Annotated in this window: 24 protein-coding genes; 17 read left to right on the forward strand and 7 right to left on the reverse strand. The window is 43.4% G+C overall.

Going from position 1 to position 21,695, the window contains the following annotated elements; translation table 11 throughout:
- Positions 1-202 precede the first annotated feature (202 nt).
- Positions 203-1,501: a sensor histidine kinase gene (locus J2Z37_RS04900; RefSeq protein WP_209809111.1), complete on the reverse strand. Its 1,299-nt coding sequence runs from the start codon at positions 1,499-1,501 to the stop codon at positions 203-205.
- 3 nt (positions 1,502-1,504) lie between these two features.
- Positions 1,505-2,176 carry a response regulator transcription factor gene (locus tag J2Z37_RS04905; protein WP_209809112.1) on the reverse strand — a complete coding sequence of 224 codons (672 nt, stop codon included), beginning with the start codon at positions 2,174-2,176 and terminating at the stop codon, positions 1,505-1,507.
- A 139-nt stretch (positions 2,177-2,315) separates the two neighbouring features.
- Here J2Z37_RS04905 and J2Z37_RS04910 point away from each other — a divergent pair, with 139 nt between their 5' ends.
- Genes J2Z37_RS04910 through J2Z37_RS04925 form a run of 4 tightly spaced genes read left to right on the forward strand, consistent with a single transcriptional unit; the run spans position 2,316 to position 4,580 of the window.
- Positions 2,316-2,657 carry a hypothetical protein gene (locus tag J2Z37_RS04910; RefSeq protein ID WP_209809113.1) on the forward strand — a complete coding sequence of 114 codons (342 nt, stop codon included), beginning with the start codon at positions 2,316-2,318 and terminating at the stop codon, positions 2,655-2,657.
- Positions 2,654-3,568: an FAD:protein FMN transferase gene (locus tag J2Z37_RS04915; protein ID WP_209809114.1), complete on the forward strand. Its 915-nt coding sequence runs from the start codon at positions 2,654-2,656 to the stop codon at positions 3,566-3,568. Before J2Z37_RS04910 ends, J2Z37_RS04915 begins: the two co-directional genes overlap by 4 nt.
- Positions 3,561-4,100 carry a ferric reductase-like transmembrane domain-containing protein gene (locus tag J2Z37_RS04920; RefSeq protein ID WP_209809115.1) on the forward strand — a complete coding sequence of 180 codons (540 nt, stop codon included), beginning with the start codon at positions 3,561-3,563 and terminating at the stop codon, positions 4,098-4,100. The genes J2Z37_RS04915 and J2Z37_RS04920 overlap by 8 nt, the downstream gene beginning before the upstream one ends.
- A gap of 54 nt (positions 4,101-4,154) precedes the next feature.
- Positions 4,155-4,580: a VOC family protein gene (locus J2Z37_RS04925; RefSeq protein ID WP_209809116.1), complete on the forward strand. Its 426-nt coding sequence runs from the start codon at positions 4,155-4,157 to the stop codon at positions 4,578-4,580.
- A 216-nt stretch (positions 4,581-4,796) separates the two neighbouring features.
- On the opposite strand, the gene J2Z37_RS04930 is transcribed toward J2Z37_RS04925, so the two are convergent.
- From J2Z37_RS04930 to J2Z37_RS04940, 3 genes are all read right to left on the reverse strand, one after another.
- Positions 4,797-6,056: an MFS transporter gene (locus J2Z37_RS04930; RefSeq protein WP_209809117.1), complete on the reverse strand. Its 1,260-nt coding sequence runs from the start codon at positions 6,054-6,056 to the stop codon at positions 4,797-4,799.
- Positions 6,057-6,305: 249 nt separating this feature from the next.
- Positions 6,306-7,742, reverse strand: coding sequence for an AMP-binding protein (locus J2Z37_RS04935; protein WP_245203583.1), 1,437 nt, complete (start codon positions 7,740-7,742; stop codon positions 6,306-6,308).
- A 29-nt stretch (positions 7,743-7,771) separates the two neighbouring features.
- Positions 7,772-8,617 (reverse strand): SDR family NAD(P)-dependent oxidoreductase, encoded by an 846-nt coding sequence (locus J2Z37_RS04940; RefSeq protein WP_209809119.1) that lies wholly within the window; start codon positions 8,615-8,617, stop codon positions 7,772-7,774.
- Between the two features lie 170 nt (positions 8,618-8,787).
- Here J2Z37_RS04940 and J2Z37_RS04945 point away from each other — a divergent pair, with 170 nt between their 5' ends.
- Genes J2Z37_RS04945 through J2Z37_RS04955 form a run of 3 tightly spaced genes read left to right on the forward strand, consistent with a single transcriptional unit; the run spans position 8,788 to position 11,028 of the window.
- Entirely contained in the window at positions 8,788-9,678 is an 891-nt protein-coding gene (locus J2Z37_RS04945) for an aldo/keto reductase (protein ID WP_209809120.1), read from the forward strand.
- Positions 9,675-10,238: an SCO family protein gene (locus J2Z37_RS04950; protein ID WP_209809121.1), complete on the forward strand. Its 564-nt coding sequence runs from the start codon at positions 9,675-9,677 to the stop codon at positions 10,236-10,238. The genes J2Z37_RS04945 and J2Z37_RS04950 overlap by 4 nt, the downstream gene beginning before the upstream one ends.
- Positions 10,239-10,254: 16 nt before the next feature.
- A complete protein-coding gene (locus J2Z37_RS04955) occupies positions 10,255-11,028 on the forward strand; it encodes a LamB/YcsF family protein (protein WP_342453781.1) in 774 nt (257 codons plus the stop codon).
- 52 nt (positions 11,029-11,080) lie between these two features.
- Here J2Z37_RS04955 and J2Z37_RS04960 read toward each other — a convergent pair whose 3' ends face one another.
- Positions 11,081-11,380 carry a hypothetical protein gene (locus J2Z37_RS04960; protein ID WP_209809122.1) on the reverse strand — a complete coding sequence of 100 codons (300 nt, stop codon included), beginning with the start codon at positions 11,378-11,380 and terminating at the stop codon, positions 11,081-11,083.
- A gap of 4 nt (positions 11,381-11,384) precedes the next feature.
- On the reverse strand, positions 11,385-11,588 hold the full coding sequence (locus J2Z37_RS04965) for a hypothetical protein (RefSeq protein WP_209809123.1): 204 nt from the start codon (positions 11,586-11,588) through the stop codon (positions 11,385-11,387).
- A gap of 213 nt (positions 11,589-11,801) precedes the next feature.
- Between J2Z37_RS04965 and J2Z37_RS04970 the strand changes: the two genes are divergently transcribed.
- From J2Z37_RS04970 to liaF, 10 genes are all read left to right on the forward strand, one after another.
- Positions 11,802-12,758: an ROK family glucokinase gene (locus J2Z37_RS04970; RefSeq protein ID WP_209809124.1), complete on the forward strand. Its 957-nt coding sequence runs from the start codon at positions 11,802-11,804 to the stop codon at positions 12,756-12,758.
- 193 nt (positions 12,759-12,951) lie between these two features.
- Positions 12,952-13,617: a GntR family transcriptional regulator gene (locus J2Z37_RS04975; protein WP_209809125.1), complete on the forward strand. Its 666-nt coding sequence runs from the start codon at positions 12,952-12,954 to the stop codon at positions 13,615-13,617.
- Between the two features lie 174 nt (positions 13,618-13,791).
- Positions 13,792-14,850 (forward strand): tripartite tricarboxylate transporter substrate binding protein, encoded by a 1,059-nt coding sequence (locus J2Z37_RS04980; protein ID WP_245203584.1) that lies wholly within the window; start codon positions 13,792-13,794, stop codon positions 14,848-14,850.
- 189 nt (positions 14,851-15,039) lie between these two features.
- Entirely contained in the window at positions 15,040-16,194 is a 1,155-nt protein-coding gene (locus J2Z37_RS04985; protein WP_209809126.1) for a metal-dependent hydrolase family protein, read from the forward strand.
- A gap of 279 nt (positions 16,195-16,473) precedes the next feature.
- Positions 16,474-17,799, forward strand: a complete 1,326-nt coding sequence (locus J2Z37_RS04990; protein WP_209809127.1) for an NAD(P)H-dependent oxidoreductase — start codon at positions 16,474-16,476, stop codon at positions 17,797-17,799.
- A 9-nt stretch (positions 17,800-17,808) separates the two neighbouring features.
- A complete protein-coding gene (locus J2Z37_RS04995) occupies positions 17,809-18,543 on the forward strand; it encodes a FadR/GntR family transcriptional regulator (RefSeq protein WP_209809128.1) in 735 nt (244 codons plus the stop codon).
- Positions 18,544-18,608: 65 nt separating this feature from the next.
- Complete coding sequence (locus J2Z37_RS05000; protein WP_209809129.1) at positions 18,609-19,643, forward strand: TRAP transporter substrate-binding protein; 1,035 nt, start codon at positions 18,609-18,611, stop codon at positions 19,641-19,643.
- Between the two features lie 175 nt (positions 19,644-19,818).
- On the forward strand, positions 19,819-20,163 hold the full coding sequence (locus J2Z37_RS05005) for a lmo0954 family membrane protein (RefSeq protein ID WP_209809522.1): 345 nt from the start codon (positions 19,819-19,821) through the stop codon (positions 20,161-20,163).
- Between the two features lie 19 nt (positions 20,164-20,182).
- Positions 20,183-20,827 (forward strand): PspA/IM30 family protein, encoded by a 645-nt coding sequence (locus J2Z37_RS05010; protein WP_209809130.1) that lies wholly within the window; start codon positions 20,183-20,185, stop codon positions 20,825-20,827.
- 100 nt (positions 20,828-20,927) lie between these two features.
- On the forward strand, positions 20,928-21,656 hold the full coding sequence (gene liaF / locus J2Z37_RS05015; RefSeq protein WP_209809131.1) for a cell wall-active antibiotics response protein LiaF: 729 nt from the start codon (positions 20,928-20,930) through the stop codon (positions 21,654-21,656).
- The last annotated feature ends 39 nt before the right edge of the window (positions 21,657-21,695 follow it).

The raw sequence follows: 21,695 nt of genomic DNA on the forward strand, positions 1-21,695 counted from the left end.
TATTTAGAGAGGTGGGCCAATAACGGAATTTTTTTCCTTTATTGTCTAGAATCTGAGAAAAAGATGATCAATAACGGAAAATATTTCCGTTATGAGGCCGCAAATGGGAATTTTACCATAGTCACCAGCCAAATAACGGAAAATATTTCCGCTAAAACCATAACTTAAACCTCAAGTTCCCGAATAACGGAAAAATCTTCCGCTATCTCAAAACGGGCAGGTGCATAACAAAGGTCGTACCCTGTCCCACCGTACTTTCTACAGTGATGGTGCCGCCATGTGCCTGAACAATCCACTGGGCGATCGATAATCCCAGGCCAGTTCCGCCATGTTCACGGGAACGTGCTTTATCGGCCCGATAAAAACGATCAAAGATCCGTTTCTGTTGATCCGGTGCAATTCCGATTCCCGTGTCTGTGACCGCGATGCGCAATGCATTTTCACTGGCTTTCTCAACTTGAATAGAAATCTCTCCCTCTGTTGGAGTGTAACGAAGGGCATTATCCAACAGAATGTAAAATAATTGCCGCATTCGTTCCGAGTCCGCATACATCGTAAAATCCCGTTCCAGATTCAGATTCAATCGAATATTTTTCTTTGCTGCCAAGTGTTGAAAAGATCTCATCAGTGATTCAAGCAGTGGACGAGTTTCTACAGGTTCAACGACAATCTCAATTACACCGGAATCGACACGGGCCAAGGTGAGTAAATCCGTAAGCAGCTTTTCCATCCGTTCCACTTCATCTTGCAAATCATCGAGAACCTGTTGAGAGAAATCGGACATCTGTTTCTTTTCCTCAGCTGCCAGCACCTCAAGGGAAGAGTGGACCACACTCAAGGGTGTCCGCAGCTCGTGCGAAGCGTCGGCAACAAACTCTTGCTGCCTGCGGAATGCTTGCATGATCGGGTTCATTGCTTTTCCCGCCATGAAATAACTAATTAATGAAGACAGTCCAAGAAAGAGGATGGACAAGCCAAATAATATCCAAAGCAAACGATCCATAATATGTTTCTGCTCGGAAATGTCTGTACCCGCAAAGGCCGTGCCAAGAAAATCTCCGTTATCAAAAACCGGCTTGCCTGCCAGCACGAGATGGATGGTCCGATCACCGGCTTTCAAATGAACAAATTGAACATCCTCGACCTGCGTTGCTTCTTGCACCAACGTATATAACCGGGACGGTTCGAGCAAAAAGGAGGGAGCATCCGCTTTTACTAGTTCACCATCCCTGGATACGAGGAAATAAAACGAACGGGAAAACTCCGATTCATCAAATGAATCATGATCCTCGATCTTTGGTTTTTTGCGCTCCTCCCATTTCAAAAAATCTTTCGCGTGATCCTCTGCCTCCTCGTGGGCTAGCTGAAGCACCTTTTCTTTACTATCGTGATAAAGGAATTGCGAGAGGATGAAATAACTGAGTGCTGTAAAGGTGAACAGGAAAAGGGTCATCAGCGCCGTATAAATTATGGTTAGGCGTTTCTTCGTGCTTTTAAACAATGTTCACACCTCCAATTTATAACCGACACCCCGAACATTTTGAATGAAAGGTGGATCACCAGGATTTTCTAGCTTTTTGCGGAGCAACTTGATATAAGCATCAACCGTGTTGGTGTTTACCTCATTGTCAAAACCCCAAACCCGGTCAAGAATAATCTCCCTCGTCAGTACTTGTCCCGCATTTCGCATCATTAATTCCAACAGTTGAAACTCTCTTGGCGTAAGATGAATCTTTTCCCCGTTCAACATCACTGTATGTTCCGTACAATCAAGGATTAAACCTCGCACTTCAATCACATCTTTTTGGATGGACTGGCCGCTCCTTCGAGTAAGGGCACGGATCCGGGCAAAAAGCTCCTCGAAAGCAAAAGGTTTCAACAAGTAATCATCCGCACCTGCATCAAGCCCCTTTACCCTGTCATCCAACGCATCCCTTGCGGTTAGCATCAAGATTGCACCATTATAACTTTCTTTTCTAAGTTGAAGACAGACATCTATTCCATCTAGCTCCGGCATCATCCAATCGAGAATCAACAAATCATAGGTTGTCAAACTGGCATAATCATAGGCATCTTTTCCGTTAGTTACCCACTCTACGGTATGGTGCTCCTTTTTCAGCATATGGGAGATCAAAGTACCTAAACGCCGATCATCTTCAGCTAATAGGATGTGCATAACCTATTCACCTTCTTTCTATAATTCTAGTTTAGCCTCCAATTCTGAAAAAAGAATGAATGTTTCATAACATTTTTTCACCTTTTTTTCAGAAAAGGGGGGTAGATTCTAGTTAAGACAAAACGAGGAGGTTCACGATATGGCAAATAAAACATGGATCAAATGGGCTGTGGGTTTGGCAGGTGTAACATCTTTTGGTGCATTTGTAGGTGCTTTAAATCAGGAAAATGGAGTGATGCTTGCTCCTGCTGCAAATGCAAACCAAGCTTTCGATCAGACCTATGACAGTGACCCGGTTCAAGAGGAATGGATGAACGATTGGAACTACGAGGATGATGACCATAACGGCGATGAAGACGAATACTACGAAGATGATGACTATGATGAATATGAAGATAATCATCATGAAAAGAAAAACTATGATCGCCAAAAGCGAGTGTTCGCACAAAGTCAAACAAGTGGAAGAACGAGGGCATCATGAAATTCCATGCGATGAATACCACTTTTCAATTGGCTGGGTTGGAAAAAAATCAGGCAAAGCGGATTAAAAACTGGTTTTGCTATGTAGAAAATAGACTTAGCCGGTTCAAACCAGATAGCGAGCTATCCGCGCTCAATCAAAGTCAAGGGAAACGATTTCTAGCTTCAACGCTGTTGTATGAGGTGGTGGAACAAGCTGCTCGTTACTATAAGGAAACCAACCATCTCTTTCATCCCTTTCTCGGAAAAAACCTGGAATGGATCGGTTATGATCGGAGTTTTGAGCATCTGACAGTGGCGGAAGATCGGAATGAACTGGTGCCACCCATTCCAGGCAATTATCTCACCTTGCATCCTGATATGAGATCCATTTCACTAGCTCCAGGGATCTCTGTTGATCTTGGGGGAATTGCCAAGGGATGGAGTGTAGGGAAAGCCCAACAATGGCTGCAAAAAGAAGGTCTAGCAAGCGGCTTAATTGACGGTGGAGGGGATATCGCAGGATGGGGGGAGGAAGGGACTTGGACAATCGGTGTTGCTGATCCCTATCATATAGAACGTGATCTCGTTCAATTACAAATGAAAAGGACATTCGGAATCGCAACGAGCAGTACGATCAAACGGAGTTGGGTAAATTCGCGCGGTGAAAAACTACACCACCTACTTGATCCGATGACAGGGCGTCCCTCACAGTCAGATCTTGTACAAGTGACGATGGTTGCCCCTGATGTGTGCACGGCAGAAGTTTATGCCAAGACGTTCCTTTTGCTTGGTCTGGAAAAAGGAGTCCCCTTGATGAAAAAGAATAAACCCCATCTTGCATTTGTCACCGTTGATCAAAATAAAGAGGTTTTTGTTAGTGATAACATCCATGATTATGCGATAGTGAAAGGAGAAGACAAAAATGAGTGAAATTCTTTCCGTCTGGACCACAAGCCGAGCCCTTGGTTTAAGCGCCTATCTGCTCTTTTTTCTATCCATGGCGACTGGCATGATGCAAAGTATGAAAGGTTTGTTGCCCAAATACCGAGCTGCTCTCCATGTTACCCATCAAAGCGCAAGCTGGTTCGCTTGGATTTTCACCTTAGCACATGCCTGGGTTTTGATTTATGACAGTTACGTCGGTTTTACATTGCAGGATCTGTTCATCCCATTTTATAGCAAGTATGAAACCTGGGCCATGACCGCCGGGATTTTGGGTTTTTATCTCATGCTCATCCTCATCCTGTCAACGGATCTCATGAAAAAGATCGGAAAGAAATGGTGGCGTTCAATCCATTCGCTTTCCTTTCTAGGATTTGCTCTTTCTTTAGGCCATGGTCTTTTGTTTAGTGCAAAAGCAGGCACCCCGGTAAACAATCTTTATGTTTTGACATTTTCAATCTTAATCGTCATGGGACTTTATCGGTATTTCCATGCAAAGCGACTTGCTAACCAGAAATAGGAAGAAAGGGTTAAATTGTATATAATAAAACTAAAATCCAAGGAGCGGGTAATGATGACATCACAATTAACACCTTTTATTTGGATGGACGGAGAAGCAAAGGAGGCGCTAAAATTTTATGAAAAAACTTTAGAGGCTAAAATTGTCTTCAAAGAAACATTTGCGAAATCCCCAGATCCTGAAAAACAAAAACTCCCAGCTGATTTTAAGGAACGGATTGCACATGCCGTGTTGCGGGTGGGAGATTCTCAACTTTTTGTCGCTGATATGATACCTGATCAGGCTTCTGAACTAGAAGGATCGAAAACAACGATCTGTGTTACAACCTCTGATGCCGAGAAAGCAAAACAGTTTTTCGAAGCCTTACAACAAGGAGGTCAAGTGATGATTCCGTTAAATAGAACTCACTACAGTTCTGCCTATGGCGTTGTGAAGGACAAGTTCGGTGTAACGTTTCATATTTTAACTTCTCGGCGTTAGTGGTTGGGGGAAAAGTGGAGTTGGCAGGAATACAGGAATGAAAGAAGAATTTTCCGCTATAAAGAGAATTTGAGAAAAAAAGATCAAATAACGGGAAATTCCCCCTTATTTGATCTCTTTAACTGTAATATACGTTTCAACTGTACGATAACGGAACTTTTTTCCGCTAAGGCCCGAAGTTTATACTAAAAGTGCTGCATAGCGGAAATTTCCCCGCTATACACTCACTTCCTTTTTCCCCATCACCTCAAGCGGTTTGAAATCCGGCAGTCGCAGACAAACGATACTGGCTAGAATTAATAAACCCGCTGCGCCGCCAAACGCTAACATATGGGTCCCATAAACCTCAAAGCCCCATCCAGCAACAAAGACCCCTACGGCTCCGCCGATCTGGTGAATAAAATAACTCCAACCATATAACACACCCAAATGCCGCAATCCGTAAATATTTCCGAGAATTGCCGAAGAAAGAGCATTGCTTCCCGCCCAAACAAGACCTCCAACAATAGAGACGGCATATAATTGCCAGGATGACATGACAAGTACAAGGGATAGGAAGCCAAGTCCACGGAATCCATAAATAAGGGAAAGCATGTAATGTTTCGGAATACGGTCAGATAGTTCACCCAATACTAGTGTACTTCCCACGGCAACCAGTCCGATTAATCCAATACCAAAGGAAGCAGATTGTTCATGGAATCCGTGGTCGGTCAACATGGTTACCCCGTGCGAACCGAGGAGATTCATACTAAAACCGCAGACAAAAAGTCCCAAAGAAATCTGCCAATATGGACGGGTGAATAGGCCATCGGTCCATTTCTCCAGTTTAATCATTTCCGCTTGCGGCTTTTTATTGTTTTCGATTATTTGTCCGGGAAGCAGATCGGTATTCGGCGGAGCCTCATCCCGAATAACAAATAAGGCAGAGGGAACAATCAGCACCACAAATACGATCGCAAGCAGCAACAAGGTGTTTTGCCAGCCTACCCAATCAATGAGAAACGTAAAAGCCGGGGTCATAATCGCAATCCCACCCATAGAACCGGTGGCCAAGCAAAAAAGAGCCTTTCCCCTTTGCCTGGTAAACCATCTGCTAACAACGGGAGTCACAGCGATCGGACTTGTAAAAGCCAGCCCCAATGAAAGGAAAATACCATAACCAAGTGTGAAGTTAATCAGACTCGTGGTAGAAATGGTCCAGACAATCGAGCCAGTGATCAACGCCACTCCGACCAAGAGGACAAACCTTGTTCCATATTTTCCGACTAAATACCCAGCTAGTGGCATCCCGATCCCGTACACTAGCATCCCTACGGAAATAATAGAAGAAAGTACGGTTCGACTGACCCCCAAATCCTCCAGCATCGGCTTAAAAAAGGGACTTGCCCCAAGTCGTGTGCCTACTGTTAATAGGGTTATCAACGCCGTGATCACAACAATATTCCATCCAAAATACCATTTGCCCGCAAGTTTCATCTTATTTAACCACCCATCAAAATGCAAAAATGTATATATTTTTAAAAATATTATAATACGTGTAGTTCCGAAATAATAAGACATTTATGCTATGGGGGCTATAGGTATTGCTTATACCTTATATTTCATAAAATTCTATTATTTTTTGGAATATCTTGTCCATTCCTCAATAAAAAAGTCTTAGCATTAGGTCTCCGCTTATTTATCGCTATTTTAACAACTAATCAATTATAAACGGAAATTCTTCGATTATTTTTCCATTAGCCTCTTTTTATCCCTTTTCCCCAAAGGAGTGTAAGGCAGTTGATCAAGAAAGCTAATCTCTTTTGGGATTTGGTATCTAGCCACTCTAGCCCGCAACCATTGTAAAAGCTCGTCTTTTGTAAGATCAGCATTTTTTTCTAGAACAACATAGGCCCGGAGTCTTTGACCAAACAGGTCATCCGGGACTCCAATCACTGCCGCATCTTCCACCTGTGGGTGGGTAATGAGCACTTGCTCGACTTCTTTCGGATAGACATTTTCCCCCGCAGAGACAACCATGTCGTCGACACGACCGCACCAAAAATAATGCCCTTTTTCATCCCGGTACCCCAAATCCCCGGTTTTGATTGTGGAATGTTCTCGATTTTTCATTAACCATTGATTCTGGATGTAAAATTGGCCTACTTGCCCTACGTCGACTACATTCCCCGTAGAATCCACGATTTTCACGCGGACCCCTTTTATTCTTTTTCCAATGGTGCTCGCCGCATACCTTAGATCCTGTGGCGTGGCGATCATGTTTAACCCCGCTTCGGATGTACCGTAGAGGTTATATAGGACGTCTCCCAACTCGTTGAAGACTTCCTCCACCAGTTTCGGATTGAGCTCAGCACCACCGGAGGCGATGCATTTCAGTGAGCGTAGATCCACGACATCCTGTTTTAATAATTTATGAACCATGAGGGGGACTACTGTCATCACTTCAACCTGATGTTCGCATATCAACGAACAGGCTTTGGCAGGATCAAATCGGCGAGTTATTACCACCTTTTTCCCCAAAGCGATAAACAGTAACAATACCGCAAACCCATACCCATGATAGATTGGTGTAGCGATATAGGCTGTTTGGTAGTGTATGAGTTTAAGTTTAGAGACTAGTGCAAAAAAAGGATGTAGATAACTGAAGACGGATGGTTGATGCACAGCTGTTTTAGGAGATCCCGTCGTCCCGCCAGTAAACAAGACGAGTTTCCTTTGGGAGGTTCTAGGTAGTTTTTCAATAATATTGGTTTGCGGCAAGTCGTTGATGTCCTGAGAACTTAATCCATTGAAGCGACCACACTCGGTATCATACACAATAAAATCAAATCGATGGCGATCCATTAAAACGCTTAACTGTTCTTTACTCATTTCAACATTCAAAAAATAAAGATCCGCCCCTAACCGGGAAACAGCGAAAATCGCCTTGATTAACGAAGCATGGTTTCGACACAGCAAACCTACTTTTTGCCCCTGTTGGATTTGATAGTTTTCTTTTAAGGCTATAGCCAGCTTTTCTGATTGAACCCATAGTTGTTTATAGGTAAGCTCTTCTTGATCGTCTACTAGGGCAATGTGTTCCGGATACGATTTAAAGGCAAAATAGAGCAAGGCCATTAAGTTGATTCCGCATTTATAAAGGGCCAACAGCAACCGTAACAAAGAGAGAGGAGAAATCAATCTTATCAAGGTTATTTTCCTTTCTTCTTTAAAATCTGTGGAAGCGATCTCTCTAAAATTCCCCGAAATAAAATCGATGCCCACTGGCCAAAAATCAGCCACCATGGTTTATAGCTTCTGCTTTTGGTGTACATTGACTTGCCGATGATTTTTGCGACATGTTCAGGCGTCATAGCGGGAAAGCTTTGATAGGCGGCAGTTGGGAAAATCATTGGCGTCTTAACCAAGGGCAAATAGATAGATGCCGTGGTGATTCCCATCTCATTTAACTCTGGGGCAGCAGAGCGGAGCCAAGTATCAAAAGCAGATTTAGACGCCTGGTATGCTGCCCAATAAGGAAAAGGGGGTAGCATCACGTTGACTGTGGAAATGTTAATGATTTGCCCTTGATTTTTTTGAAGTTGAGGGATGATGGACAATAGCAATTGAACAGGTGCAAAATAATTGATCGCCATTGTTCGCGTAATGTCATGGTAACGGTCAAGGGAATCTTTGATCGGTCTGCGAATCGATTTCCCCGCATTGCTTACGACGATATCCAAACCATGAGGTAGCTGCAGAAGAAAATGGAGGAGTCGCTCCATTTCTTGTTGACTCCTTAGATCTGCAGCAAACACGCTCACCTTTGCGCCCTTATTTTCTATTTCTTCTTTTATAGTAAGAAGTTTCTTTTCTCTTCTCGCAACTAGAATTAGATGTACCTCACACTCTGCCAATAGATAGACCAATTGTTCCCCAATCCCAGAGCTTGCCCCCGTAATGAGAACCGCCTTTCCTTTAAGTTTGCTGGAGAGCTTATCTTTATTCAAATAGGTTGGTGGAAAAAGGACGTTTTCCAATAGACTGTACTTGTGCATAAGGGCCTCCGAAAGAGGTTTTACTTTAACATTATCATATGGAAAGGGTGGGTGGGGAATCAATATGAGAAAATTCCCCACCTTATTCTACACACCAACATCACAAAGTTAGACCTGGAAAAAATTATGGTAAAATGGACACGATAGAAAAAAATTCGGGAGTGATTAATATGAAATATCGAATCCTTGGTAAAACAAACCTGAAGGTGTCCGTCGTGGGAATTGGGACTTGGCAATTCGGGGGTGAATGGGGAAAGGATTTCAACCAGACTGAGGTAGATGCTATCCTCGGACGGGGGAAGGAACTAGGAATCAACCTCATCGATACTGCGGAATGTTACGGGGATCACCTGGCGGAGAAATTTATCGGACAGGCAACAAAAAAGGATCGTCAGGACTGGATTATTGCCAGTAAATTTGGTCATCATTTTCATGGGTACCAGAATCGTACCAATCATTGGGGTGCACAGGAGGTCCTGAAACAATTGGAAGATTCCTTACGTGCCTTGCAAACAGATTATATCGACCTCTACCAGTTTCATTCAGGGAGCAATGAGTCGTTTGACCAGGATGATCTTTGGACAATGCTGGACAAACAGGTTCAAGCGGGAAAGATTAGACATCTCGGAATTTCCATTGGTAAAAACGATAACATCCACCAGACAGATGCTGCTTCGAAGTTCAATTCGGAGGTCATTCAAGTGGTTTATAACCGTTTGGATCGGGCGCCGGAACGAGAGGTTTTGCCATCCTGTGAAAAGCAGAATTTGGGTGTGTTGGCGCGCGTTCCGTTGGCAAGCGGCATTTTGTCGGGCAAGTATAAGCCAGGGACTGTGTTCGGGGCGAACGATCAGCGTTCTAGGGTGGAACGTCAGGATATCTTAGCAAAGCAGTTAAAAGAGGCGGAAGAGATCAAGCTTAACGAGGTGCCGGAAGGGGTTGACATGGCACAGTGGGCATTGGCTTGGTGTCTAAAAAATCCTGTTGTTACCTCGGTCATCCCCGGTTGCAAAAATGTCGCCCAGGTGGAGTCGAATGCGAAAGCTGCGGATTTAGTATGAAACGTGCCTTAGTCCTATTCTTGACCCTTTTCCTTGTTGCCTGCGGGCAAGGGATAGAGCCCAATATGTCTAGAGAGGTCAACGACTTTTCGTTTACTGCGCAGGATGGGACCACAAGATCATCGCAAGACCTAAAAGGAAAATGGTGGATTGCCGATTTCATATTTACTAATTGTAAAACGGTCTGCCTTCCGATGACGGCGAACATGGCCAAGCTTCAGGACGAAGCGAGCAAACAAAATTTGCCTGTGGAGTTCATATCTTTTAGTGTAGATCCTTCGTTCGATACACCCGAGATTTTGAAGGCCTACGGTGAAAGATATGACGCTAATTTCAGCAATTGGAGTTTTTTGACCGGCTATGATTTTGAAACAATTAAAGAGTTGTCCGTGAAGTCCTTTGCCTCGTTATTGGATGCACCGCCACAAGGCTCCGATCAGGTCACGCATGGCACCAGCTTTTTCCTGGTTAATCCGGAAGGAAAGGTGATCAAACGATACAGCGGGATCGATGCCAAGGAAATGGACGTCATCCTAGAGGATCTAAAGAAAGTTCTTTAAGAGGAGGAACGAAACAGTGTCCAGAAAATACATTGACTTAAACTGTGACATGGGGGAAAGCTTTGGCGTATACAAACTGGGCATGGATGAAGAAGTCATCAAACTGATCTCTTCGGCAAACATTGCCTGTGGTTTTCATGCGGGGGATCCTAATGTAATGGACGAAACCGTGCGGAGAGCAAAAGAATATGGGGTTGGCGTGGGCGTTCACCCAGGATTTCCCGATCTCATTGGTTTTGGCCGACGAGATATGGATATTACGAAAAAAGATTTAATGAACATGATCATTTATCAAATCGGTGCTCTAAACATCTTCTGTCAAAAACATGGTGTACCGCTCCAACACATCAAGCCGCATGGAAACATGAACAATATGTGTGATCATAATAAAGAAATGGCCACACATATTGTCGATGCCGTGCTTGAAGTGAAGCCGGATCTGCCCATTTATGTAAAGCCAAATTCAGATTTGCATCGTGTCGCCGAGGAAAAGGGACTGCCTTTTGTCCTCGAAGTCTATGCGGATCGAGCGTACAACAATGACTTGACCCTTGTTTCGCGAAAAATCCCGGGGGCAGTAATAACGGATCCCCATACTGTTGCCGAGCAAGCTGTAAAAATCGTCACAGAAGGAAAGGTCACCTCGATTACAGGGGAGGAAATACCCTTACAAGGGGAAACCATTTGTGTCCATGGCGATACCCCAGCCCAAATGGAATTGATCAAACTTTTACGGTCGAAATTGGCGGATGCCGGGGTCACCATTTCCTCATTTACCAACAGAAAATAAAGAAGCGAGGGGACAGTTTTTTCCTTTTCCTTTTTCTGTCCCTTCGCTTCAGTCAGTACTGCTTTCTAAAAAGTGAAAAATCTCCACCGATCCTTCCATCCTTTGTTAGATTTTTAGGGATTTGATGAGTTTTTTCAAGGACCAAGTGAAAATCGTAATCAATTGCTTTCTTACATCTATAAAGTACAAAAACTAAAAATACAATCTGTAATACACCGATCAGTAAATTAGTTGTAAAGATGTAACCAAGGGAAAGAATCAATTGCGCCAAAAAGAGCTTTCCATCTGTTAAAAAAATCGCAACGGCAAAGGTAAGAATCGCAAAGGTCAAAATGAGTTGAGTAGATAGCATCGTTTTACGCCTCCTTATTTTTAGATGTAGTTCCGTTCCTTTTTCCCATACTCTGACTTTGTAATTGCGGATAACTTAATTCAGCTCCTAAACCACCCTCATTCACCATCCGCTCTATGCCCATATCACAACCACATTTTGTAGTGTTCGTATTGTTCATTTTGTATCCCTCCTTGGCTCTATCATCTAATAAATCAAGATCTTTCACATTGATTTAGATCAAATCCAACTTAATAATACGGAATATCTTCTTGCACTAACCTGGAATACGATACCAATATGTTGGTAATGGCTTTTGTTTCATAGATTGAAATATTCAGCTATAGGCTCCAAAATAAGGTTATCGTATCTGGTAAATAGAGGAGGCCTTCTTTATTGGAAATTTTGTTGAGATGCACCACAAGTGAGAGGAGCGGAGGAAGTGGGCGACCGATACCTAGTTGGCATTGACCTTGGTGGAACCGCGATCAAAATGGGAATCTGCACCATTGACGGTCAGATCCTTGGAGAGCTGGAGCGACCAACACCGAAAGGATCGTATGTAGATGTTTTGAAGACTTTCCGGACCATGGTGGACGAACTGTTGCAGGGGCTAGGTCTGACAAAAAATCAACTCACTGGAATAGGGGTAGGTGTACCTGCTTTTTTGGATGTTAAAAAAGGGTTTGTCTACGAGATTGTCAATCTAGGCTGGAAGAACGTCTCTTTAAAAGAAGAACTTGAAAAACTTTTCCAACTCCCTTGTTATGTTGATAACGATGCGAACACTGCAGCATTGGGAGAAATGTGGTTGGGTGCCGGTCGCGGTTCCAACGAACTGATCTGTCTCACAATTGGAACAGGGATCGGCGGCGGTTTAATTTTAAATGGACATATTTATCACGGGGCTATCGGTATGGCTGGGGAAATCGGTCACCTACCTGTTCGTCCCGTTGGTGGACGTCCTTGTAATTGTGGGGGGCATGGGTGTCTAGAAACCGAAACATCAGCCTCAGCGATGGTTTACTATGCAAAAGAAGCAGCTACTAAACCAGGACGGTTAAAGGAACTATCGGATAAAATGGGGACGATCACCGCCAAGGATGTGATTGAGCTAGCTAAACAAGGAGATCCAGCTTCTATTCAAATCCTTGATCAGGTAAGCTATTATTTGGGACTTAGTCTGGCACAGTTGGCAAATGTGCTAAATCCGCAGAAAATTATCATCGGCGGTGGCGTCTCAAAGGCTGGCCATTTCCTTTTGGATAGGGTGCGTACTCATTTTATCCATTTCGCTATTAAAAAGATTGGAGAATCAACAGAAATTGTTACGGCTGAACTTGGAAATCAGGCAGGTTGGCTTGGTGCGGCAAGGTTGGTACAACAGAGGCTGGAATAGTTGAATACAGAACAATATAGAGGACATTCTTTATTTTTAAAAGAATGTCTTTTTAAAATTAATAAAATTTATTGACTATTAATAAAAATTGGTGTATTTATATAATAATTGCTATTTTGGCTGTATGGTGTATACACCACGTAAAGAAGAATCTATTAATCTCAATTTGAAAAAGAATAGGTGGTACAACAAATTGAAACTAACAAACCCGATTAAAAAGGCGACTCCCTTATACCAACAAGCCTATAAAGAAATTAAGCATGCCATCTTAACAGGAAGAATAAAACCTGGAGAAAAAATAGCAGAAACGATTCTGGCAGATCAACTACAAATTAGCAGAACTCCCATTCGGGAAGCGTTCCGCCTTTTACAAACCGAAGGTCTTTTAATTGTTGATCATTTTAATACTTGGGTTATGGAGCTGAGCTTGGATGATTTCGAGGAACTCAGTACCTGTCGACTAATCCTGGAGAGAGAAGCCATTCAAATAGCCATTCACTGCATTTCAGAGGAGGATGTAAGAAGGTTAGAAGTATCCATTGAGCGATCGGAGGAGGCTTTAAATAAGGGGAATCATTTAGAAGCACTTGAATTTTTCAGTGAGTTCCATGCTATTTTGGATTGCGCCGTCCCTAACCGACGATTAACTCACATGTTGGAACAGATCCGATCATTTTTACTTTTATATCGAGCAAGAACCTTGGTATTTTCCGACCTGAATCATCTAATTGTCGAAGAACACCGCGTCATTTTTGAAGCAGTGAAGCAAAAAAACTTGGAGAAAGCGATGAAAGCCGTGGAATACCATCTCCGCGGTGATGTTGAACGAACCAGGGAAATATTTAATCAAATGATTTAACGCCAAAGTGGTCTGCCTACATAGTTAACAATTAAACAGCTTGAAAGGGGGTTTGATCACGAGCTCTTGCGAGCGGAGAATAGTTAAAAGATGCCATTACCTCCATCTAGAAACGGCAGAATATGCGTTTGATCTGTGTCCATAAGAATTGTAGAGAAACTAGGAGGATTGGAAATGAAAAAGTGGTTTTCCACGGTTTTAACTTTGATGCTGCTCATTCCTTTAATTGCATGCGGTGGCCAGCCATCGACAACACAGACAAGCAACACGCCACCCACACCAGAAAAGCAACAACCTGCAGAACAAAAAACAGATGAAACAAAGCCGAGTGAAGAAAAGAAACCCGGGTTCCCAGAAAAATCGATGTCGTTTATAGTCCCCTATGCAGCGGGTGGAGGAACTGATTTGATTACAAGATCGCTGGCAAAGGCAGCTGAGCCAATTATGGGTCAATCGATTGCAGTCATGAATAAACCTGGCGGTGGTGGAGCCGTGGGGATGACAGAAGGCTCCTTGGCCAAGCCCGATGGCTATACCGTTACGATGATCACGGTTGAATCTACGATTCTTCCACACCTTGGTTTGGCTCAATTTTCGTATGAAGATTTTGTCCCGATTGCCCAGGTAAGTTTTGACCCATCTGTTGTGACAGTCGCTGCCGATTCCCCATTCGAAACGATCACGGATTTTCTTAACTATGCCAAAGAAAATCCAGGCAAGGTAAAAGTCGGAAACGGGGGAGCCGGTGGGATTTGGCACCTGGCAGCAGCGTCCATTGAGCAAGCGGCAGGAGTAAAGTTTAATCATGTCCCATTTGACGGTGGCAATCCAGCAGTAACTGCCTTGCTCGGCGGTCATATAGACGCTGTTACAGTCAGTGCTGGAGAAGTATTAGAACAGGTGAAAGCCGGGAAATTAAAACCATTGGCCGTATTATCGGACGAACACATTAGTGCGTTCCCAGATTTGCCAACGTTTAAGGAATCCGGTATAGAAGCCACTCCATTGGGTTCCTGGAAAGGGATCGCCGTACCAAAGAATACACCAGATGACGCTGTGAAATTCCTCTCAGACGCTTTCCTGAAGGCAGCGGAATCCGATGAATTTAAGGATTTCATGGAAGCTGGAGGATTAGAAAGGGTAGTCAAAGATGCTGAAAAGTTTAGTGAGAAACTGAAAAGCGACGATGCCTACTTCAACAAACTGGTTCAAGACCTTGGACTAAAGAAGTAATTCGTTTTTGAAAGAACAAACCATCTTTTAATAGAAAGTAAAACCTGTGATCTACCTTTTACAGGCTCTTTCTTTCCCCAGAAGAACAGGAGGAGAAACAGATGATATTGGTAACTGGCGGATTCGGGCTCGTCGGCTCAAACTTAGCAAAGTGGATGAAACAGGAATTAGAGAAAAAGGAGGTTCAGCATGCTAAAATTAATTAAAGCGGATTATTTGTTCGACAGTATAGAAGGTGCATTCAAGCCTGATCCAATGGTTTGGGTCAATGGGGATCAAATTGAAAAGGTGAGTTTCGGAACTGAACCAGAGTTTAGCGATTATGAACAGGTTGACTTGACAGGGTGCACCCTCCTACCTGGATTTATTGATGCCCATGACCATTTATCCTTGTCTCCGCAACTAGAAAACCATCCAAAGTTGATGAATGATCCTGATCCTCTTTTAATGTTAAGAGGGATCCAGAATATGAAATACGATCTGTCCAAAGGGATTACAACTTCCAGGTGTTTAGGGGATAAAAATTTCATCGATATCTATCTTCGTGATGCTGTTGAACAGGGAATTGTCGATGGGCCGCGAATCATTACCTGCACAAGGGGGATTAAAGCCTCCCATGCACATGGTTCTGTTGGAACAGTTTTTAATGGGGTCGAAAATATCCGCCAAGCAGTACGTGAAAATTTACTGCGTGGTGCCGATTTTATCAAACTTTTTATCACCGATACCATTCGAACATCCGAATATTTCCCTTATTATATGAGCGTCGAAGAAATTAGGGTGGCTGTTGAAGAAGCGCACCGCGTGGGGAAAAAGGTAGCGGTTCATGCAATTGGTGGTGATGGTCTGACGCATTGTGTAGAGCAGGGGGTCGATGTCATTGAGCATGCCTATTTTGCTAGTGACCAACAAATAGATTTAATGCTCAAGAAAAATTCTTGGGTTGTTTTAACACCAAGCATTTTCTTTAATGACAATCGTTGGACTACGGTTCCTCAAGCCGTTGCGGAAGGCTTTTACCGGAACAGAGAAGAAGTACTAGAGCGCCATCAAGCAATCATTCGATCTGGAATGAAGTATGCGGTGGGAACCGACGCAACCCACGGGGAACTTCATGAAGACGTGATTTTCCTTGTAGAAATTGGTGAAAAGATTTCTCGTGCACTGCAGGGCATTACCATTCATGCAGCAGAACTTTGTGAACGTGAAGATCAAATTGGTTCTATCAGTCCTGGTAAAAAAGCAGACCTCGTTGCCATTAAAGGAAATCTACAAGAAAATCCCGCCGCCCTCCGTTCCATTGACTGGGTAATGAAAGGCGGAAAAACCTATCTGCAAAAGTAAAAGGACCATGATTCGGGGAAATGACCTATATGCACACTACGTCAAAGACTCCAACAGAACTTTTATATTGAAAAAATAATATAGGAGAAAGCTGGTACCACTGCAATGGGTACCGGCTTTTTGTTTTTCTATGAATAAATACCTACAACGTTTTACTGAAAATAGTAAATTATATTTATATACAGAATTTATAGATATTAGTAGAGTTAAATTATACATAACCTGTCAGACACCCTGACATTCATCGTTGCAGAAGATCAACGAAATGGAGGTATTTTCATGATTAAACAGGCACTTGAGGCGCGTGAAGCAGCAGGTAAACCGATTCAGGTTGGGTTTGTAGGTTCCGGACGGATGGGGACGGGGGCGATTGTTCAGATTGGCCTAATGAAAGGAATGCGGACAAGTATTATTGCCGACCTTAACGCAGAACGAGCAGTGCGCGCTTATGAGCTTTGCGGATATAAAGCCGATGATGTGGTTGTCACCAATCGCTTATTGGAAGCAGCAGATGCGATACGAAAAGGTAAGCCTGTGGTTACCCAAGATGCGGATTTGCTCCCCCAATTAGAGGTGGAAGTAATCGTGGATGCGACAGGGAGCCCGGAACTTGGGGCGCGGATCGCATTCAAGTCGATTCAAGCACGCAAACATATTGTTATGCTGAATGTGGAAGGCGATGTCGTGGTTGGCCCGCTTTTACATAAGATGGCAAAGAATGCAGGTGTCGTCTACACGGTTTCCTCAGGGGATGAGCCTGGCCTCATCGCTGAATACTTTGATCGCTATACAGGGCTTGGCTTTGAGGTCGTTGCTGTGGGGAAGACACCTACAAGTCTAGGTACCTTTGATCGCTACGCAACACCGGAAAGTCTCGCTGAGGAGGCCCAGGAATTAGGTGTCAATCCACACTTTCTTGTAACTTTCCGCGATGCTACGAAAACGATGATCGAGATGGCGAGTATCTCGAATTACACCGGACTTGTTCCTGATGTGCGGGGAATGCACGGCCCAGTAGCAGGGATCTATGAAATACCCGAGTTGTTCCGGTTAAAAAGTGAAGGGGGGATCCTTAATCGCCGCGGTGTCATCGATTATGCCAGACCACTTAAGACTGAGGATGGACAGATTGATTTCCTGAGAAGTGTAACGCCTGGAGTATTTTTGGTTTTACATACGGATCATCCACAAATCCAGGAGGATTTTAAATATTTCGATGTCATAGGAAAAGATGGATATTACATCATGCACACCCCTTACCATCTGGTAACGAATGAAATTCCACTTTCCATTGCTTCGGCAGCATTATTCCAACATCCAACCATTGTTCCTGAGAAAGGACTGTTGACAGAAGTTATCGCTGCCGCGAAACGCGATATGAAGGCCGGGGAGACCATCGATGGGCAGGGTGGATCAACATTATACGCTTTGAATGATCATTACCATATCGCCAAAGAGGAAAGATTAGTTCCATTTGGCCTTCTTCCAGGAGCGAAATTACGTTGTAACGTCAAAAAGGACCAAGTCATCACCTACGATATGGTCGATCTGAAGACCGATTCAATGTTATACCATTTACGCCAGCTACAAGATGCGGGACTCTAAAAGGGGGGATTGTTTATCGCCGGCCCGGAGAAAATGATCAAAAGAATTGGACGGACAACACTTGCTAGGGAAGTCGTGAGCCAGCTCGCTGAGTTAATTTTAAAAGGGGCTTGGAAAGCTGGGGAACAGATCCCTTCGGAAAAAGAGCTGGCAACAAGCTTTGGAGTGGGGCGGTCCACCATTCGGGAGGCTTTGCAATGCTTAGTGGTTATCGGAATACTCGAAACTCGACCTGGTGGACGTTCTTATATCCAAGAACCAAACTCGGAACTTCTTTCTGGCGCTTTTCACTGGGGATTACTATTAAGCCCACGCAATTTACATGATCTGACCGAGGTTCGAATCCATGTCGAGGTAGAATGTGCTGGACTGGCTGCGGCAAGACGCAATGAGCAGGATCTGGCAGCACTGCATGCTGCACACCAAAACGTGATCTCTGATAAAGCAGATGACGTCCGTTTTATGGAAGCCGATAACCTCTACCATAAGCGGATTGCCGAAGCTAGCAAAAACCTGATTTATGTCAATCTGGTCGGGACCATTCAATCCCTTGTGCGATTATGGTACCCTTCCGTCTATAAGATTGCCGATACAAAAGATTTCACTTTACTAGAACACGAAAAAATTTATGATGAAATCTGCTCCGGGAATGTACAGGGGGCACGGGAAGCGATGCATATTCATCTCGAATCCGCTGCTAAGAGACTTGGTCAAGTCCTTGCCCAGCAAGATCCCTCCTCATGACTAAGATCTCGTCCCTCAAGAGTTGAAAGATACCCATCTATTTCAATTTAGGAGGAACTAATTTTATGAAAAAATTTCTTTTAGGATCAGTAGCCATTTCTCTTTTAGGAACGGTTCTCGGATGCAGCAGCGACACCAAGCTAGCTGCCCAGCAGCAACCAGCCCAAGCCGGTTCCGCAGCTACCCCAAGCGCGCCAGACAAAACATATACTATTAAGTTAGGGCATGTTTTGGCGGAAACACATCCCTACCAAATTGGTGCAGAGAAATGGAAGGAATTAATTGAAGAAAAATCGAACGGCAAGATCAAAGTAGAACTCTATCATTCTTCCCAGTTGGGGGGAGAGCGCCAATTGCAAGAAGGAGTACAAGCCAACACTGTTCAGGCGGCTCTGATTGGATCTACCCTTGGGATGCTGGAACCTGCCTTTTTGATCAATGACCTGCCTTTTGTTTACGAAAATGCTGAAGTCGCTCGAAAAAATCTAGACGGTGAATTAGGAACAAAATTGTTCTCCCTGCTCGATGATAAAGGGATTAAAGGATTGGCTTGGTGGGAACAAGGATATCGAAATGTAACCACGACGGATAAACCCGTGCGAAAACCTGAAGATTTGCAGGGATTAAAAATCCGCGTACCAGAAATCGAAACGTATATCGATACCTTTAATACATTGGGGGCGAATGCCGTAACCATTCCCTTTGCTGAATTGTTCTCAGCGATGGAACAGGGGATTGTAGATGGCCAAGAAAACCCAGTGGCACAGATTTTCACCTCTGCTTTCTACGAAGTGCAAAAATATGTCTCGTTAACCGAGCATTTCTATGGCCCGGCTGCCCTAATTATAAGCCAGAAGTTTTATAATAATCTGCCTGAAGATTTGCAAAAGATTATCGATGAAGCATCGATTGAAGCCAGAGATTACCAAAGACAGGTTGTAACCGATCAGTCCGACCAATATGTCGCAGATCTGAAGGCAAAAGGAATGACCGTCATTGATGATGTGGATAAGGTGGCTTTTAGAGAAGCGACTAAGTCTGTTCATGAAAAGTATGCATCGAAAATTGGGCAAGATATTTTAGATTTAGTGAAACATTAAATGTCCCAAAAAGGTATTTAATCCATGTAAACAGCGCCCTAAAAAAAGGTCGCTGTTTTTATTTTGACTCCGACTAAGCCTCAAGTCTTAGTCAAAATATACCTCAAGCTCAATTATGGTGGATGGCATTTCCCGGTAAGATAAAAGCATGAAGCCGAAAGGAGCAAAAAATATGATGAAAAAATTCCTGTTATTCGTTCTAGGTTTAGTGGCTTTGGCGGTTTTGCTGGCCAACCTGGGACCGATGGTTTTGTTAGCAGTAGGGGGGTGGTTGCTCTACGTAGTCTTTAAGAAGTTCCTGAAAACAGAGTCTACTCTCAAAAAGATTGGTCTTGTGGTCATCGGGTTAATCGTAGTTTGCATCACCCTCTCCAACATCTATGCAGTAATTGGAGTCGCCGCTGCTTATGTTCTTTACATGATTTATAAAGAGTGGAAAAGAGAACCGAAAGAAAGAGAGTTTTCGGATGATCCCTTTACCAATTTTGAAAAACAGTGGGCTGAATTGAACAAATTATAATTTTAAAGGAGTGTTTTACATGGCAAACCTATTTACCAGAATAAAAGATGTGATTTCTGCTGATTTGCATGAATTAGTCGAAGAAAAAGAACGAAAGAATCCACTTGCTGCTTTAAACCAATATTTGCGCCAGAGTGAACAAGAGACTGAGAAGGTTCGTAAACTGGTAGAACGTCAATACCGCCTTCGTGAGGAATTTAACCGAGAGTATCAGGCAGCAAAAGGGATGGCTGAGAAACGCTTTAAGCAAGCGGAAATTGCTCAAAAAGCGGGAGAAGAGAGCATGTACCAATTTGCCATGAAGGAATTTGAAGAATATCAAAACCGCGCTAACCGGATGAAGAGCCTCTGTGACGAAGCCGCCCAACAACTTGAATTGCTAGAACAGAAATATGAAGAAATGAAGCATCGTCTGAAGGATATGCGATTGAAGCGGATGGAGTTGATGGGTCGGGAAAACATTGCCCGTGCTGAACATCAAATCAGCAAGGTGATGGAAGACACAGCGGATAAATCCTATTCGCGATTCGCCGAGCTTGATCGATACATCGAAGACATCGAGTTCAAAGTAAACAGCGCTTACTATCGTAGTACCTTTGACAGCAAAATCGCACAGCTGGAAAAAGAAATGAAAAACCAAGAAAAGGTTACTGTTCAGGAATAGATTTATGATATTCTAGAAAAAGGCGCAGGTTTTGCGCCTTTTTCTAGCGAAAAGAAATCCTTAAAGGGCTATTAAGCAAGATCGGAAGGAGGAGCTCACAATGTTTAATCGTCTATCAACCGAACTGGTAAATATGATTCTAATCATCGGGGTTATCCTTCTTATTATAGAAATTGCCTTTTTCCACGGAGGATTAATTTTTTCCCTCTTTTTCTTAGGTTTGATCACTTATTTCGGATGGAAAAAATACCACCGTTTTTGGGCAAAGATTATCTTCTGGATAGGAATTATCGGCCTTGTCATAACGATTCTCAATATGATGGCCGTACGGTTTATCTTGGTGGCAGCTATCATTCTTTTTTTAATGAACTATTACCGTTTAAGAAAAAATCCCGAACGGATCACGCCGCAATTCCAGGAGATGAATACCGCTGATTCCGAACCGTTATTCAAGATGAAACCGCTGTTTCGCTGGCCTTTTTTCGGTGATCAAAAAACAACGGAGTCTGTTTATTCATGGCAGGATATCAATATCCATGGGGGCTATGGAAATCGAATTATCGATTTAAGCAATACCGTACTTCCGGATGAAGCGATTATTTCGATTCGGCACTTTGTCGGAAACGTTGAGATTTATGTCCCATATGAAGTGGAGGTCAGTATTCTTCACAGTTCATTGATGGGCCGTGCACAAATCTTTGGTCATCAACAAATTAAGGTTTTTAATCAATCTTTTTTATATCAAACCGAACAATTTCACCAAAACAAACCGCGAGTAAAAATTATTACTTCGATATTGTCAGGCGATCTTGAGGTGAAAAGGATATGACCATTTTTCTCAGGCACATACTGATTGGAATTTTGGTCG

Source organism: Ammoniphilus resinae, assembly GCF_017873965.1.
Classification (GTDB): domain Bacteria; phylum Bacillota; class Bacilli; order Aneurinibacillales; family RAOX-1; genus Ammoniphilus_A; species Ammoniphilus_A resinae.